11 protein-coding genes are annotated in these 15,984 nt (G+C 36.6%); 9 read left to right on the top strand and 2 right to left on the bottom strand.

Translation table 11 applies throughout. The annotated features are described in order from the left end of the window. The first annotated feature begins 69 nt into the window (after positions 1–69). From Q0983_RS19065 to ric, 3 genes are all read left to right on the top strand, one after another. Positions 70–912 carry a hypothetical protein gene (locus Q0983_RS19065; RefSeq protein ID WP_299556641.1) on the top strand — a complete coding sequence of 281 codons (843 nt, stop codon included), beginning with the start codon at positions 70–72 and terminating at the stop codon, positions 910–912. A 63-nt stretch (positions 913–975) separates the two neighbouring features. Beyond that, the gene (locus tag Q0983_RS19060) at positions 976–2,976 is read left to right on the top strand and encodes a TonB-dependent receptor (protein ID WP_299556639.1); all 2,001 of its coding nucleotides are present in this window, start codon (positions 976–978) and stop codon (positions 2,974–2,976) included. Positions 2,977–3,092: 116 nt separating this feature from the next. Next, positions 3,093–3,809, top strand: coding sequence for an iron-sulfur cluster repair di-iron protein (ric, locus tag Q0983_RS19055; RefSeq protein ID WP_299556637.1), 717 nt, complete (start codon positions 3,093–3,095; stop codon positions 3,807–3,809). A 35-nt stretch (positions 3,810–3,844) separates the two neighbouring features. Here the strand turns inward: ric and Q0983_RS19050 are convergent, their stop codons facing one another. Continuing rightward, on the bottom strand, positions 3,845–4,192 hold the full coding sequence (locus Q0983_RS19050) for a hypothetical protein (protein ID WP_299556635.1): 348 nt from the start codon (positions 4,190–4,192) through the stop codon (positions 3,845–3,847). Further along, a complete protein-coding gene (locus Q0983_RS19045; RefSeq protein WP_299556633.1) occupies positions 4,192–5,166 on the bottom strand; it encodes a polyprenyl synthetase family protein in 975 nt (324 codons plus the stop codon). Before Q0983_RS19045 ends, Q0983_RS19050 begins: the two co-directional genes overlap by 1 nt. A gap of 124 nt (positions 5,167–5,290) precedes the next feature. Between Q0983_RS19045 and Q0983_RS19040 the strand changes: the two genes are divergently transcribed. The 6 genes from Q0983_RS19040 to Q0983_RS19015 all read left to right on the top strand — a co-directional run bounded on the left by Q0983_RS19040 (position 5,291) and on the right by Q0983_RS19015 (position 15,982). Next, entirely contained in the window at positions 5,291–5,896 is a 606-nt protein-coding gene (locus Q0983_RS19040) for a TetR/AcrR family transcriptional regulator (protein WP_299556631.1), read from the top strand. Between the two features lie 2 nt (positions 5,897–5,898). Beyond that, on the top strand, positions 5,899–7,215 hold the full coding sequence (locus tag Q0983_RS19035) for a TolC family protein (RefSeq protein ID WP_299556629.1): 1,317 nt from the start codon (positions 5,899–5,901) through the stop codon (positions 7,213–7,215). Positions 7,216–7,313: 98 nt separating this feature from the next. After that, the gene (locus Q0983_RS19030; protein ID WP_299556627.1) at positions 7,314–8,489 is read left to right on the top strand and encodes an efflux RND transporter periplasmic adaptor subunit; all 1,176 of its coding nucleotides are present in this window, start codon (positions 7,314–7,316) and stop codon (positions 8,487–8,489) included. Between the two features lie 19 nt (positions 8,490–8,508). After that, complete coding sequence (locus Q0983_RS19025) at positions 8,509–12,045, top strand: efflux RND transporter permease subunit (protein WP_299556625.1); 3,537 nt, start codon at positions 8,509–8,511, stop codon at positions 12,043–12,045. Positions 12,046–12,232: 187 nt separating this feature from the next. Further along, positions 12,233–13,987 carry an aspartate--tRNA ligase gene (aspS, locus tag Q0983_RS19020; RefSeq protein WP_299556623.1) on the top strand — a complete coding sequence of 585 codons (1,755 nt, stop codon included), beginning with the start codon at positions 12,233–12,235 and terminating at the stop codon, positions 13,985–13,987. Between the two features lie 207 nt (positions 13,988–14,194). Continuing rightward, complete coding sequence (locus Q0983_RS19015; RefSeq protein WP_299556621.1) at positions 14,195–15,982, top strand: chloride channel protein; 1,788 nt, start codon at positions 14,195–14,197, stop codon at positions 15,980–15,982. Positions 15,983–15,984: the final 2 nt, after the last annotated feature.

Raw genomic sequence — 15,984 nt, 5'->3', positions numbered from 1 at the left:
CTACTTTCTTAAAAAATATGAGAAAGGAAGGCTTATACGCATTATTAATTAAGATTAACTAATAACAAAATGAAACTAAAATATATTTTTCAAATACTGTTTATCTCAGTATTAACCTTGTCTTGTTCTACGGATGACGAAGATGCACCAATAAATGAAATTGAAAATCTTGTAAAAATTCAAGATTTTGTCAACAACAACCACACCATTGAGTTATACAATGAAACAGGTACGTTTAAAACCGGCTACAATAAAGTTACTTTAAGAGTAAAAAACAATGCAGATGGTGAGTTTATAGAGAACGCTAATATCTCATGGATGCCCGTGATGCAAATGCCCTCAATGCAGCATTCCTGCCCAAAGTCTGCTATTACAAAAATATCCGGAAAGAGCACATTATATGAAGCTAATGTGTTATACCAAATGACCAATCAAGATGGATCTGGTTGGTCCATAACATTTGAATATAACATTAACGGAACAGATTATAATGTAACAGATACCATTACCGTTACTCAAAGCGAACATCAAAACATTACAAGTTTTATGGGTAGTGATAATGTTAGGTACATTGTTGCTCTTATAGCGCCTAAAGAACCCATTATTGGCATTAACGATTTAATGGTTGGCCTATACAAAATGGAGAACATGATGTCTTTCCCCGAAGTGATAGATTATTCTATTATGCTGGACCCAAGAATGCCCGGGATGGGAAATCATAGCTCACCAAATAATACAGATTTAAGTTATGACAATTCAGATAAGATGTATCATGCAGATTTATCTTTGACCATGACCGGATACTGGGTTCTAAACTTAAAACTCATGAATAACACAGATACCCTTCTTAAAGGCGAAGATGTAACTGAACAAAACGAAAGGAGCTCCTTATATTTAGAGCTGGAGTTTTAATTAAACTTTAAAAATATGAAGCTGTTTTTAAGCTCTAAAACAGCTTCATATTTCATATAAGCTATGAAAAGGTTTATTTTGTTTTGTTTTAGTCTGTTGTTTTATGGCATTGGTTTTTCGCAAGATGGGCTCCCTAAAGTAAAAAAAGACACTACCAAATTAAAGGAGGTTATTGTTGTTGCTCAACGTAAACTTAGTAATTATCGTCAAGAAAAAACCCTATCCAGCATTGATGCATACTTAGAAAAATCCAATAAAATTACCATGATCAAACGTGGTAACTACGCTTGGGAACCATCATTAAATAATATGGTGACAGACAGGCTGAATGTAACCATAGATGGTATGCAAATCTTTGGAGCTTGTACAGATAAAATGGACCCTATAACTTCATATGTTGATGTGTCCAATTTAGAGCAAGTAAGCATTCAATCTGGACAAGAAGGCGTTGAAAATGGCCATTGTGTTGGTGGCAGCATTGATTTACAGGTTTCGCCGTCAAAATTTAACGACAACGGTTTAAAAACAAGTTTAGATGCTGGTTACGAAACCAATGGGAACTACAGAATTACCGGTTTAGACTTTGAATATTCCGGAAAGAAATTCTATTTCGATTCCGATGCTATTTTCCGTAAATCTGATAATTACGACGCAGGAGGCGCAAATGAAATATTGTATTCCCAATTTCAAAAGTACAACCTATCGTTACAAACAGGCTACAAACTATCTAGCGGTCAAACCTTAGAAACCAACATTATTTATGATAAAGCCACAGATGTTGGTTACCCTGCATTACCTATGGATGTTTCTTTGGCCGAAGCCCTAATAACTTCCATTACCCATAGCTATAAAAGCGATTCTACAACGATTAAATCATTAGAATCAAAGCTTTACTTCAACACCATAACCCATATTATGGATGATAGCAAACGTCCTGATGTACCTATACGAATGGACATGCCAGGGTGGAGTGACACTTATGGTTTTTACAGCAAAGCCACATTAAGAGAAAACAAACATAATCTACTACTAAATCTTAATGGATATTATAACAGGTCATTAGCTGAAATGACCATGTACCCTAACGACCCCAATCAGCCAGATATGTTCATGTACACATGGCCAGATATTAGAACCCTTTATACCGGCCTCTACGTTAAAGATAACATCGAATTAAATAAAAGAGAATCTGTTAGTGCCTCAGTAAGACTAGGATACCATCAAAACAAAATAGCTAAGCAAACGGGATTGGAAAGCTTACAAATTTTTCATCCGGACATTAAGGATACAAAAAGCAGAGTTTTAATGAGTTTTTCCGGGAATTACACATTCGCTAAAGAAAGTTACAACGCCTCTTTTGGCATAGGTTATGGAGAACGAGCGCCATCTGTTAGTGAGGGTTATGGTTTCTTTTTATTCAATAGTTTTGATAATTATGACTATATAGGAAATCCAAACTTGAAAAATGAAAAAGCTATTGAACTAAACGCAAAAACTAACTTTAAATTTAAAAAACTAAAACTTGGTTTGGAGTCTTCTTTCTTTTACTTATCAAACTATATTATTGGTGAAATTGACGCCTCGGTAAGTTCCATGACTATTGGCGCCAATGGTGTAAGATTGTACACTGCTTTAGATAATGCTTCCATTTTCGATATTTATTTAAACACCGGATTTGAATTCTCAGATAAAGTAGTATTCAACAGTTCTATTGGATATAATTATGGCAAAGGCAGTAATGACCAAAATTTACCACTAATTAGCCCTTTTTCCTATTTAGCTGAAGTTAGCTATAACGCTCAAAAATTTAATGCTGCTTTACAACTAGAGGGCAATGGAAATCAAAGTAAATACAGTAGCTTTTATGGTGAAAACGAAACACCGGCATATGCTATTTTGAATCTCAACTTAGGAAACATTTTTTACATAAACTCCAATAAATTGGTGGTTAAATATGGTATTGAAAATATACTGGACACTAAATATTCAACCTATGCCGATTGGAACAATATTTACCGTCAGGGAAGAAATTTTTATATAAACACCTCTTTTGTGATTTTCTAAATTCCACCTTTATATTACAACCAAACCCTAACAAATGTCATGTTTTATGGCTTTTTCAATCCATACTTTTGAATTATTATAAAAAAGACAAAAATATCCTTTATTAAAATTTTACTATGAACTCAATAGAAAATAAAACGGTTGCCGAAGTGGTTGCCGAAAACATTAAAACCGCTCATGTATTTAAAAAATATGGTATAGATTTTTGCTGTGGTGGCGGCATAACCATAGAAAAGGCCTGTGAAAAAAAGCAATTGGATTATGAAACGCTTAAAAACGAACTTTTACAAGTTGATAAGGCTCCCAAAGCCTATGATTATAACTCCTGGAAGCTTGACTTTTTAATAGATCATATTATCAATGTGCATCACACGTATGTTGAAGCATCTATCCCTTTAATTCTTCAATACGCAAACAGAGTGGCTGAGGTACATGGGCACCATTACACTGAGGTGATTAAAATCAATCAACTATTTACAGAAGTAGCTAATGAACTGGCAGCGCATTTGAAGAAAGAAGAACTTGTGTTATTTCCGTACATTAAAAAATTGCTGAAGCTAAAAGCTGAAGGTGCTAATCTTAAAACACCTCCTTTTGGAAGCGTCAATAATCCTATTCAAATGATGGAAGAAGAGCATGAATCTGCAGGGGATGTTTTCAAAACCATTGCGCAGCTTACCAATAATTACACACCTCCTGAAGGGGCCTGTAATACCTTTAGGGCACTTTATGCCAAATTAGAAGAATTTGAACAGGACTTACATCAGCATATACATTTAGAGAATAATATTTTACACCAGAAAGCCAAACAACTGGAACTAAGTTTCCTATAAAAACCTAGCTATACAGAGGTGTTGTTTTAACCCGGTTAATAGCAATTGCGAAACCAGACTTTCTGCCATTCGCGCCTTAAGATTAAAAATGACACCTCATCGGCTAGTTTTACCAGATCATCACCATCAAGTGATTTTACTTCTTTTTCTGAAACATCAACTATATAAAGCAGGTTTAAATAATCTGTGAACTTTTCCTGAATAAGTTTATAAATAGTTTCATGAAGCAAAAGTTTTAGGCTTGAAGGCAAAATATCTTCATGAAAATCCAGATCTATATTAGCCAACAAAAAATCTTTATTAAGTTGGCGGATCAGCTTTTTATATAGATCCAACTGATTGGCTTCAATAATTAAATCGTCAAAAGTTACTGGAAGTTGCATTATACGGTTCTACGCATTAAGGTACGACCAAAATCTTTTAAAAGTTGCTTTCTGTCTTCAGAAATATGTAAGGTCTCTAAAATCGAAAACGCTTTATTGGTATAATCCTCAACAGCTTGCTTAGTGGCTTTCGCTGCACCGGATGACTTAAACAATTCTTTAACCACAAATACTTTTTCGTCTGTTTTATCAGTATCAATATTAAAAAGATGTATTAAGCGTTCCTGCTCTTTTTCAGAAGAAAACTCTAAGGCTTTTAGGTACAAATAGGTTTTTTTGTTCTCAATAATATCACCGCCTACTTGTTTACCAAAGGTCTCAGGATCACCAAAAGCATCCAGATAATCATCTTGCAATTGGAATGCAATGCCCAGGTTTCTACCAAATTCATAAATGGCATTTTGGTCTTTTTCTGAAGCTTTGGCAACTATAGCACCCATTTTCATAGCAGCACCCACCAAAACCGAGGTTTTATATTCAATCATCTTTAAATACTCGGGGATAGTAACATCATTACGGGTTTCAAAATCAACATCGTATTGCTGCCCTTCACAAACTTCAAGTGCCGTTTTACTGAATAACGCTGTTAATGCTTTAAAAGTTTCGGGCTCATAATTTTCGAATACCTGATATGCCATGATCAGCATAGCATCCCCCGATAAAATCCCCGTATTGGTATCCCATTTCTCATGCACCGTTTCCTTCCCCCGACGTAAAGGCGCGTCATCCATAATATCATCATGCACCAAAGTAAAGTTGTGAAATACCTCTACACCCAGAGCTGCATTAAGCGCATCTCTGTAATGACCTCCAAAAACATCAGCAGTCATTAGCGTTAAAACCGGTCGTAAACGTTTCCCCCCCAAATTCAAAATATACTGAATAGGATCATACAAACCCTTAGGTTCTTTTACTATGGAATACGCCTTTAAAAAAGTTAAAAATTCTTGCTGGTATTTTTCTATAGAAAGCATCAAACAAAAATAAATCAATTCAATTTATAAAAAAGCAATAAAGTAAACTAAGTGTTAAAAAAACGTAAAACTTTGGAAACTTTTTTTGTTTTTAAAGTTTCCAAAGTATATTTGCAGCCTGAAAATGAGAAAACAAATTATAAATAAAGCAGCAGAATTATTTTTAAACTTTGGGTTTAAAAGTGTAACAATGGATGATATAGCTAATGAAATGGCCATATCAAAAAAAACCATTTATGTGCATTTTGCCAACAAAACCAAATTGGTTGAGGCAGTAACTTTTACAATTTTTGAAAACGTCTGTGAAGGTATAGATGGCATTTGTAATACTTCGGCCAACCCCATTGAAGAGTTATACGATATCAAAATGTTTGTGCTGCACTATTTGAAAAACGAAAAAACATCACCACAATTTCAATTAAAAAAATACTATCCTAATATCTATAGTCAATTACGGGTTAAACAGTTTGACAAAATGTACGGTTCGGTAAAAGACAGTCTACAAAATGGTGTTGACACCGGATTATTTAGAAAGGCTATTGACGTAGATTTCATATCCAGGATGTATTTTAACGGTATGACCGGTATTAAGGATCAAACTATTTTCCCTTTGGAAATTTATGACATGGAGTACTTAATTGAAAGTTATTTAGAATATCACCTGAGAGCCATTGTTACCGATAAAGGCCTTGAAATATTGAACAAATTCATAAAATCAAATCAATCATAAAAATGAAGAACAAACTAATTTTATTTTTTAGTTTACTAAGCGGTCTTACGCTTTTTTCACAAGAAATAAGCCATAGCTTTTCTTTACAAAAAGCCATAGAATATGCTCTGGAAAACAACAGAAATATCAAGAATGCCGATTTAAGTATTCTTGCGGCTAAACAACAAGTTTGGGAAACCACAGCAAGAGGTTTGCCTCAAATTAGCGGTAATGTAGATTACACTTTTAATGTGGTAAGGCCCATTGAACCGGAACCGGATGATCCTTTTTCGTTCTTTTTCCCAAAACATCAGCTTACCCCAAGCGTTACGCTCAATCAATTAATTTTTGATGGTGGCTATATAGTAGGTTTACAATCTAATAAGGTATTCTTAGAAATTTCGCAGAATGCCAAAGACAAAACCGTAAACACTATTGAAACCAATGTTATAAATGCCTATAACAATGCCTTGTTAACTAAAGAAAGTATTGAAATTACCAAAAATAACATCAGGGTATTATCTGATAATCTGGAAGAAACCAAAAAGATATTTGAAAATGGATTGACCGAAGAAGAAGATGTGGAGCAATTGCAATTAACACTTTCCGGTCTGCAAAACAACCTCAGAAGCTTAGAAACACTTTCTGATATTTCTAAAGGTTATTTAAAGATTTTATTAGGTATAGACCAAAATGAAACTATTGAATTAACGGACTCACTGGAATCTCTCATAGTTGAGAACATTTCCTTGAATTTGATAAGCAACAGCCATCCTGTAAGCAACAATATTGACTACAAAATTGCTGCCAATGATGCCGAAAGTAAAAGACTGGAATATAAATTGGAAAAGTCGGAACAACTACCAAAAATTAACGCTTTTGTTAGTTCTAATTACCTGGGCATTTCAGAATCGTTTGCCACGTTTACAAAGCCGGAACAACCCTGGTTTTTCTCAACCGCCACAGGGCTTAAAATTACCTTTCCAATTTTTAGCTCTTTTGGAAAAAAAGCTAAAAGACAAAGGGCTAAGATAGAATGGGATAAGGCGAAGAACAATTTAATAGATACCGAAAATCAGTTATCCATTGAGTTTAAAAACGCTAAAAACGAATATCAATTGGCTATTGATACCTATGATAACAAACAAAAGAATTTGGCACTGGCCGAAAAAATAGAAAGGAAAAACACAATTAAATATAAAGAAGGTATAGCCAGTAGTTTTGACTTAAGACAAGCGCAAACCCAATTATACAGTAGTCAACAAGAATACCTGCAGTCTATTATTGATGTGATCAACAAAAAAGCAGCACTAAAAAACTTATTAAATATTAAAAATTAACCCATCATGAAACATCCCAACTCAAATTTTATTAAAACAAATGTAAAATTATTTGGATGTTACATAGGTCCTTTGAAAAAACAATAAACACCGTCATTATGAAATATATTTATTTAACCGTAATAAGCGCCATAATACTAACATCTTGTGGTGGAGATAAGAATAAATCTGTTGAAGATATCATTTCTTCTAATGATATCTCAGCGATCAGAAAAAAGAAATCGGAACTGGAAATAACACATAAGGAACTGGGTTCTGAGATCAAGCAATTGGAAGATAAGATCAAGGAGTTAGACCCTCAGCAAAAAATTCCACTGGTTACAACATTTAAAGCCGAAGAGCAGGTGTTCTCTCACTTTGTTGAATTGCAAGGGAACGTAAGCACCAAACAAAACGTAGTTATTAATGCCGAATATGGAGGCATCTTAACCAAAGTTTATGTTAAAGAAGGACAACTGGTAAGAAAAGGGCAATTATTAGCTAGAATTGATGATGGTGGATTAAGTCAACAGTTAACCCAGCTAGAAATACAAACCGGATTAGCTAAAACTACCTATGAACGTCAGGAGCGCTTATGGGATCAAAAAATTGGCAGTGAGCTACAGTATTTACAAGCCAAAGCCACTTATGAAGCCCAGCTTCAGGCTACCAAACAATTGAAACAGCAAATTGCGAAGACGGCCGTTACGGCACCTTTTACGGGAACCATAGATGATATCATTACAGACCAGGGTACGGTTGTTGCCCCGGGGCAATCGGCGCTTTTCAGAATAGTGAACTTAAAAGACATGTATATAGAAACCGATGTTCCGGAACGCTATATCTCAAGTATCACATCGGGCAAGGATGTGAAGGTGGAGTTTCCTATTCTTGGAAAATCAATAGACACTAAAATTCGTCAGGCAGGAAACTTTATAAATCCGGCCAACAGAACCTTCAAAATTCAGGTACCTATTTCAAATCAGAATGGAGATATTAAGCCTAATTTGACAGCTAAACTTAAGATAAACGATTACACAAGTAACAACGCGATTTTAATTCCGCTAAGCATCATTTCAGAAAATGCCGATGGGGATCAATATGTGTACACCATTGCCGATAAAAATGGCGATAAGGCCAAAGTAAAACGTGTTATTATCACCCCTGGAAAAACCCAGGGCGACCACATTGAAGTGTTATCCGGTTTAAGCAACAACATGGAGATCATTGAAGAAGGCGCCAGAAGCGTAAAGGACGGACAGGAAGTTAAGATTCTTGATTTAGATGCTGCGTAATTAAAAAGACTAAAATCTAATGAGCAAAAAGAAAAACAATAAAAAAGTAGATAAGGAATTTGGCCTGTCGTCATGGGCCATTGGCAACAAAACAACCATGTATGTTTTAATTGCCGTTATCCTTATGCTGGGTGCCAGTGCGTATTTTGGAATGCCCAGAGAGAACTTCCCTGAAATTAAGGAAACTAAAATCTATATAAGTTCGGTGTATCCGGGAAACACGGCCGAAGATATTGAGAAACTTATCACCGACCCTATTGAGGACCGTCTTAAAACAGTGAGTAATGTAGTTGAAATTACCTCAACTTCACAGGAAGATTACTCCATTGTTGTGGTTGAATTTGATGAAAATATCACGGTAGAATCCGCAAAACAAAAAGTAAAAGACGAAGTTGATTCTGAAACTGCCAGTGAGGACTGGCCAACATTTAACGGGGCGAAAGTAGAACCCAATGTGTTCGATTTAAGTATGTCTGAAGAAATGCCAATTCTGAATATCAACATCTCCGGAGACTATCCTGTTGACAAATTAAAAGAATACGGCGAGTACCTTGAAGATGAAATTGAGGGTCTTTTAGAAATCAAACAAGTTGATATCCGAGGAGCTCAGGATAAAGAAGTGGAAGTGGCTGTAGACATTTATAAAATGATGGCTGCCCAGGTAAGCTTTGATGATGTTATAAACACCATTAGCAGGGAGAATATGACCATGTCTGCCGGGAATTTGATTGCCAGCGGGCAACGTAGAACCATTAGAGTTATAGGCGAAATTGAAACACCCGCCGAACTGGAAAATTTTGTTGTTAAATCTGAAAATGACAATTCTATTTACCTGAAAGACATTGCCAAAGTATATTTTAAAGAAGAAGACAAAACCACTTATGCACGTGAATTTGGACACCCGGTAGTAATGCTGGATGTTAAAAAACGGGCCGGTAAAAATATGGTAGCGGCAGCAGAACAGGTACAGGATATTGTTGATAAAGCCGTTGAGGATGTTTTTCCTCCTGATTTACAGATTAGTATCTCAAACGACCAGTCTTCAAAAACCATTGGGCAGGTTGACGATTTAGTAAACAATATCATCTTTGGTATCATACTGGTAGTAACTGTATTAATGTTCTTTTTAGGGTTTAAGAATGCCTTATTTGTTGGGTTTGCCATCCCGATGTCTATGTTCATGTCTCTTATGATATTGAGTTTTATGGGCTTCACAATGAATACCATGATCTTATTCGGACTCATTATGGGACTTGGAATGCTGGTAGATAATGGTATTGTGCTGGTGGAGAACGTGTACCGTCTCATGAGTGAAGAAGGCCTGACCCGAATTCAGGCTGCCAAAAAAGGCATTGGTGAAATTGCCTTCCCAATTATTATTTCTACTGCAACTACGGTAGCGGCGTTTATTCCTTTAGGCATGTGGCCGGGCGTTATGGGTGAGTTTATGATATACTTTCCAAAAACCTTAGGAGTCGTTCTTGGTTCGTCTTTATTTGTTGCTATCTTTTTTAATTCGGTACTGGTATCCCGCTATATGACTACCGAAGACAAAGAAATGCCACTAAAAAACATTATCAGACTATCTATTATTGTAGGCGGTATAGGCTTATTGATATTATTGGCCGGAGGAAGTACCCGTGGTTTAGGTTCTGTGATGATGTTTACCGTAGTATTACTATGGATATACAGGTTATTCCTTAGAAATTGGGCTAACGGGTTTCAAAATCATATCCTTCCAAAATGGGAAGCTTTTTATGAAAGAATGCTTCGCGGTGCTTTTAAAGGACGCTGGCCAATCGTAATTTCAGTAGGTACGTTTGCTCTACTTATTTTAGCCTTTATGGGATTTGGAATGTCGGTTGGAAGTCAACGAACCAAGGTGGAGTTCTTCCCCGATAATACACCAAACCAAATCATTGTATATGTAGAATATCCTGAAGGAACAGATATTAAGAAAACCAATGTCATCACCAAAGAAATTGAAAAGCAGGTTTATGATATCATAAACGGTTCTGAATATATGGATGGTGATTTTAATTTCTTAACCGAAAGTGCTGTTTCCCAAGTTGGTGAAGGTGCCGGAAATCCGCAAACCGATGGTGGTTCGCAGGCCGAAATGCCGCATAGAAGCAAAATTACGGCTACCATGCGAGAATATAAATTTCGCGAAGGTGCCGATAGTAATGACCTTCTTAAACAAGTTCAGGAAAATTTAAAGGACATTTATCCTGGTGTGGCTATTTCCGTGGAAAAAGACCCTATTGGACCTCCGGTTGGCTATCCTATTAATATTGAGTTAGAAGGCGATGATTATGGTGAATTAATTGCCACTGCCGAAAAGATGCGCGACTTTATCAACTCCAAAAACATTCAGGGTATTGATGAGTTAAAGATAGATGTAAACAAATCGAAACCCTCCATGCAGGTCATTGTTGACAGGAAAAAAGCAGGTGAACTTGGTGTGAATGCCGGTCAGGTTGGTCAACAATTACGTAATTCTATTTTCGGGGCTAAAGCCGGGATCTATAAAGAAGACGGTGAAGATTACGATATTTATGTTCGTTTCAATGAAGCCAACAGATACAATACCAGTGCGCTTTTTAACCAAAAGATCACGTTCAGGGATATGGCATCCGGCCAAATTAAAGAGATCCCTGTTTCTGCTGTTGCGAACCAAAGCAATACATCCGGATACAGTGCTATCAAACACAGGGATGTTAAACGGGTTGTTACATTATATTCAGCATTAGCTCCCGGATTTACTGACGCTGCGGCCATTGTGTCTCAAATTCAGAATGAAATGGAAACCTTCGATGAAAAACCGGCGACAGTTAAAGTAGATTATACAGGCCAAATTGAAGAGCAGGCAAAACAAATGAGCTTTTTAATGGGAGCGTTTTTTGCAGGATTAGGGCTTATATTCTTCCTGTTAATATTCCAGTTCAATTCGGTGTCAAAACCTGCTATCATTATGTTAGCGATCTTCCTGAGTTTAATTGGTGTGTTTGGCGGATTAATCATCACCGGAAAACCTTTCGTAATTATGATGACCATGATGGGTATTATTTCCCTTGCCGGTATTGTGGTAAACAACGGTGTGGTACTTCTGGATTACACGCAACTGTTAATTGACAGGAGAAAAGTAAAATTAAACCTGGAAGACGACACATATTTGCAAACAGATGATCTCATAGAAGCCATTGTTAAAGGTGGTAAAGCACGTTTACGTCCGGTATTGTTAACGGCCATAACCACTATTTTAGGTTTGATCCCACTGGCAACCGGTTTAAATATCAACTTCTTTACGCTCTTTAGCGATTTTAATCCGAACGTTTATGTGGGTGGTGATAACGTAATTTTCTGGGGGCCATTGGCATGGACCGTTATTTACGGGCTTATTATAGCGACCTTCTTAACCCTAATTGTGGTACCCATACTATTCTATTTGGTGACTAAGCTGAAAATGCGATTATTTAAAGACAGAACCGTTCAATCTGAAGTCGTGGTTGAACAACAAGTGTTTAGTATGGATAAAAGATTGGAAGAGGTTTAATTTTAGTGACTAATTTAATTAATAGAAAAGAGCCACAAAATGTGGCTCTTTTTATTTTGACAAAGTCATTCTGTCCCGATAGCTATCGGGATTCAGAATCTCATACAAATAACACCATAATATTCTAACAAATTCAATCGTAAAATAGTAACTTAATCACTAAATTTGCACTTCAATTTTTACAAACATGTACAGAAGTCATAATTGTGGTGAATTAAGGGCTGCAAATATAAATGAAGAAGTTACCCTGGCCGGATGGGTACAAAAATCTCGTGATAAAGGATTTATTGTTTGGGTAGATTTACGAGATCGTTACGGCATTACCCAATTGGTTTTTGATGAAGAACGCACCTCAAAAGATATGATGATCCAGGCTCAAAACCTTGGGCGCGAGTTTGTAATTCAGGTTAAAGGAACTGTTATAGAACGTGCTTCTAAAAACCCGAACATTCCAACCGGTGATATTGAGCTTTTGGTATCTGAATTGAACCTTCTTAATGAAGCCATTTTACCACCCTTCACTATAGAAGATGACACCGATGGTGGCGAAGAATTGCGCATGAAGTATCGTTATTTGGATATTCGCCGTAATCCCGTAAGAGAAAGTCTGATCTTCAGGCATAAGGTAACCCAGGAAGTCCGAAACTATCTGTCAGGCGAAGGGTTCATTGAAGTTGAAACGCCTTATTTAATTAAATCAACACCTGAAGGCGCCCGTGATTTTGTTGTGCCTTCCAGGATGAATAAAGGGGAGTTTTATGCCCTACCCCAATCCCCACAAACCTTTAAGCAATTGCTTATGGTAGGCGGAATGGACAAATATTTTCAGATCGTAAAATGTTTTAGAGACGAGGATTTACGTGCTGACAGACAACCGGAGTTTACGCAGATAGACTGTGAAATGGCGTTTATTGAACAGGAAGATATTTTAAATGCTTTTGAAGGATTAACACGTCATTTATTAAAAGAAGTGAACGGTGTTGAAGTTGATAAATTCCCAAGATTACTTTATGACGACGCGATTCGTTTGTACGGAAATGACAAACCTGACATTCGTTTCGGAATGGCGTTTGGCGAGTTAAACGACGTGGCTCAACATAAAGATTTTAACGTCTTTAACAAGGCTGAATTGGTTGTTGGTATTGCGGTTCCGGGAGGAAACAGCTATACTCGTAAAGAAATTGACAAATTGATCGATTGGGTGAAGCGTCCGCAAATAGGTGCTTTGGGAATGGTATACTGCCGTTGTAACGACGATGGTTCGTTTAAATCCTCGGTAGATAAATTTTACGATCAGGACGATTTAGCTCAATGGGCGAAAGTGACTGGTGCTAAAGCGGGTGATTTAATCTGTGTACTTTCCGGAGATACCGATAAAGTAAGAACACAATTAAGCGCCTTACGTATGGAATTGGCAGAACGTTTAGGCTTACGTAAACCGGATGAATTTGCCCCTCTTTGGATATTGGATTTTCCATTGTTGGAATGGGACGAAGAAACAGAACGTTATCATGCGATGCACCATCCGTTCACTTCGCCAAAACCGGGACAAATTGATTTATTAAAAACCGATCCGGGTGCCGTTAAGGCCAATGCTTACGACCTGGTATTGAATGGTAATGAAATTGGCGGTGGTTCCATAAGAATTCACGATAAGCAAACACAAGCCTTAATGTTTGATTATTTAGGATTTACCGAAGAAGAAGCGAAGGCCCAATTCGGGTTCCTAATGGATGCGTTCCAATACGGTGCGCCACCACATGGAGGATTAGCCTTTGGATTGGACAGATTGGTAGCCATTTTAGGAGGACAGGAAACTATAAGAGATTTTATTGCGTTCCCAAAAAATAACTCAGGACGCGATGTCATGATTGATGCACCAGCGCCAATTGATGATGAACAATTAGAAGAATTAAGTTTGAAACTTAACTTAAAATCATAATCTTTAAAATCCTGCCCTGTGCGGGATTTTTTATTAATTTTAATTGAAGATCCGATTTGTACTATAAGTATGTATTTTGTCATTCCGAATTTATTTCGGAATCTCATAATTCGAATAGCCAAAGTTTTAAAAAAAGAACCTGAAACAAGTTCAGGTTGACAAATAAACCTTGTTTATGGTAAATTGTGGACAATCAAAATTTTAAAAATGCCTTTAAAAGCTAAAAGTCTTTTACGTAAATTTTTAATCTGGAAATACAAGCATATTTCTCAACGTCAATTTATTTACATGCTTAGCATTCTGGTTGGTTTTCTGGCAGGAATCGGCACTGTTGTCCTTAAAAACCTTACTTATTATATTGGGCATTTATTCAACTTATATATTTTTAAAGATTTCCAAAGTACCCTGTACTTTGTGCTACCGATTATTGGGCTTTTACTGGTTTATATTATTAAACAAACCTGGCTCAAAAAGCATATTGGCCACGGTATTTCAACCACCTTACATGCCATCTCAAAACTTAACGGGATCATTCCAAGATATAATATTTACGCGGCACTAATTACGGCACCTTTAACAGCCGGTTTTGGTGGATCTGTTGGATTGCAAGGACCGGCAGTAAGTGTAGGGTCTGCTTTAGGATCTAACGCAGCACGTCTCTTTCATATGAATACAAAAACACGTATGCTTTTAATAGGTTGTGCTGCTGCAGGAGCCATGGCCTCCATGTTTAAAGCACCCATTGCTGCTATTGTATTTGCCATTGAGATCTTTAGTTTGGATATTGCTTTCGCTTCATTAGTACCGTTACTTTTAGCATCGGTTTCAGCCGTTGTTACTTCTTATTTCTTTTTAGGGACTGACGTTTTACTTCGTTTTGAATTAATAGACAAATTTGAAATTAATGATATTGCCTTTTACGTTGTTTTAGGTTTGGTTACAGGCCATATGTCTGTTTACTTTTCAAAAGTATTTTTCAGCATTACTAACTTTTTCAAATCTTTTGAAAGTAGGGCTAAACGGCTTTTAATAGGTGGCTTAGCCATAGGCACTATGCTTTATATGATTCCGCCACTTTACGGTGAGGGTTATGGTATTATGAATAACCTGCTAAAAGGAGACCATATAGCTGCCATTGGAAATACACCTTTCAATTTTGATCTGGACAATATCTGGATCGTTATCGCACTTCTTTTCGGTATTACGCTATTCAAAGCTATTGCCATGACAACTACGTTTGGAGCCGGTGGGGTTGGTGGTGTTTTTATCCCAACATTGGTTATGGGTAGTGCCCTGGGTAATGCCTTTGCTAAAGTGATAAACAATATTGGATTTGGTTTCCAGGTTTCAGAATCTAACTTCACCCTTATTGGAATGACCGGTTTGATGGCAGGTGTTTTACATGCACCGTTAACAGCCATTTTCTTAATTGCGGAAATAACAGGCGGTTATGAATTGTTTGTGCCTCTAATGTTGGTGTCTGCTATTTCGTTTGCTATTACCAAATACTATGTTTCCCATTCCGTGTATACTTTGAAACTGGCAAAACGTGGCGAATTAATCACCCATAATAAAGATCAAAATGTACTGATGATGCTGGAAATTGACAAAGTGATTGAAACCAACTTTGTAATTCTTACTCCGGATATGACCTTAGGTGATATTTTAAAAAATGCCGTAGCAAAATCTTCCAGAAATCACTTCCCCGTGGTGAATGAAGCACACGAATTCTTAGGTGTGATCCGTTTAGATGATATCAGACATATGATGTTCAATACGGATCTCTATGACAAAGTGTATGCCGATAGTTTAATGCATGCCGATGCCGGTATCATTAATTATGAAGAGGACTCCATGAATGATATTATGATGACATTCAAAACCAGTGGTGCATGGAATTTGCCCGTTATTAAAAATGGCAAATATTACGGTTACATATCGAAATCAAAACTGCTTACGGCTTATCGTCGACAATTAATTAATGTAACACAGTAAGC

Origin of the sequence: Seonamhaeicola sp., from assembly GCF_028281565.1 — a bacterium.
Classification (GTDB): Bacteria; Bacteroidota; Bacteroidia; order Flavobacteriales; family Flavobacteriaceae; genus Seonamhaeicola.
The sequence above is the reverse complement of the archived record's forward strand: the minus strand, read 5'-3'. Positions and strand labels throughout refer to the sequence as shown.

Excerpts from the sequence above, each read along its gene's own strand:
- Q0983_RS19065 (WP_299556641.1), top strand. The coding sequence starts at position 70 with ATGAAACTAAAATATATTTTTCAAATACTGTTTATCTCAGTATTAACC.
- Q0983_RS19060 (WP_299556639.1), top strand. The coding sequence starts at position 976 with ATGAAAAGGTTTATTTTGTTTTGTTTTAGTCTGTTGTTTTATGGCATT.
- ric (WP_299556637.1), top strand. The coding sequence starts at position 3,093 with ATGAACTCAATAGAAAATAAAACGGTTGCCGAAGTGGTTGCCGAAAAC.
- Q0983_RS19050 (WP_299556635.1), bottom strand. The coding sequence starts at position 4,192 with ATGCAACTTCCAGTAACTTTTGACGATTTAATTATTGAAGCCAATCAG.
- Q0983_RS19045 (WP_299556633.1), bottom strand. The coding sequence starts at position 5,166 with ATGCTTTCTATAGAAAAATACCAGCAAGAATTTTTAACTTTTTTAAAG.
- Q0983_RS19040 (WP_299556631.1), top strand. The coding sequence starts at position 5,291 with ATGAGAAAACAAATTATAAATAAAGCAGCAGAATTATTTTTAAACTTT.
- Q0983_RS19035 (WP_299556629.1), top strand. The coding sequence starts at position 5,899 with ATGAAGAACAAACTAATTTTATTTTTTAGTTTACTAAGCGGTCTTACG.
- Q0983_RS19030 (WP_299556627.1), top strand. The coding sequence starts at position 7,314 with ATGAAATATATTTATTTAACCGTAATAAGCGCCATAATACTAACATCT.
- Q0983_RS19025 (WP_299556625.1), top strand. The coding sequence starts at position 8,509 with ATGAGCAAAAAGAAAAACAATAAAAAAGTAGATAAGGAATTTGGCCTG.
- aspS (WP_299556623.1), top strand. The coding sequence starts at position 12,233 with ATGTACAGAAGTCATAATTGTGGTGAATTAAGGGCTGCAAATATAAAT.
- Q0983_RS19015 (WP_299556621.1), top strand. The coding sequence starts at position 14,195 with ATGCCTTTAAAAGCTAAAAGTCTTTTACGTAAATTTTTAATCTGGAAA.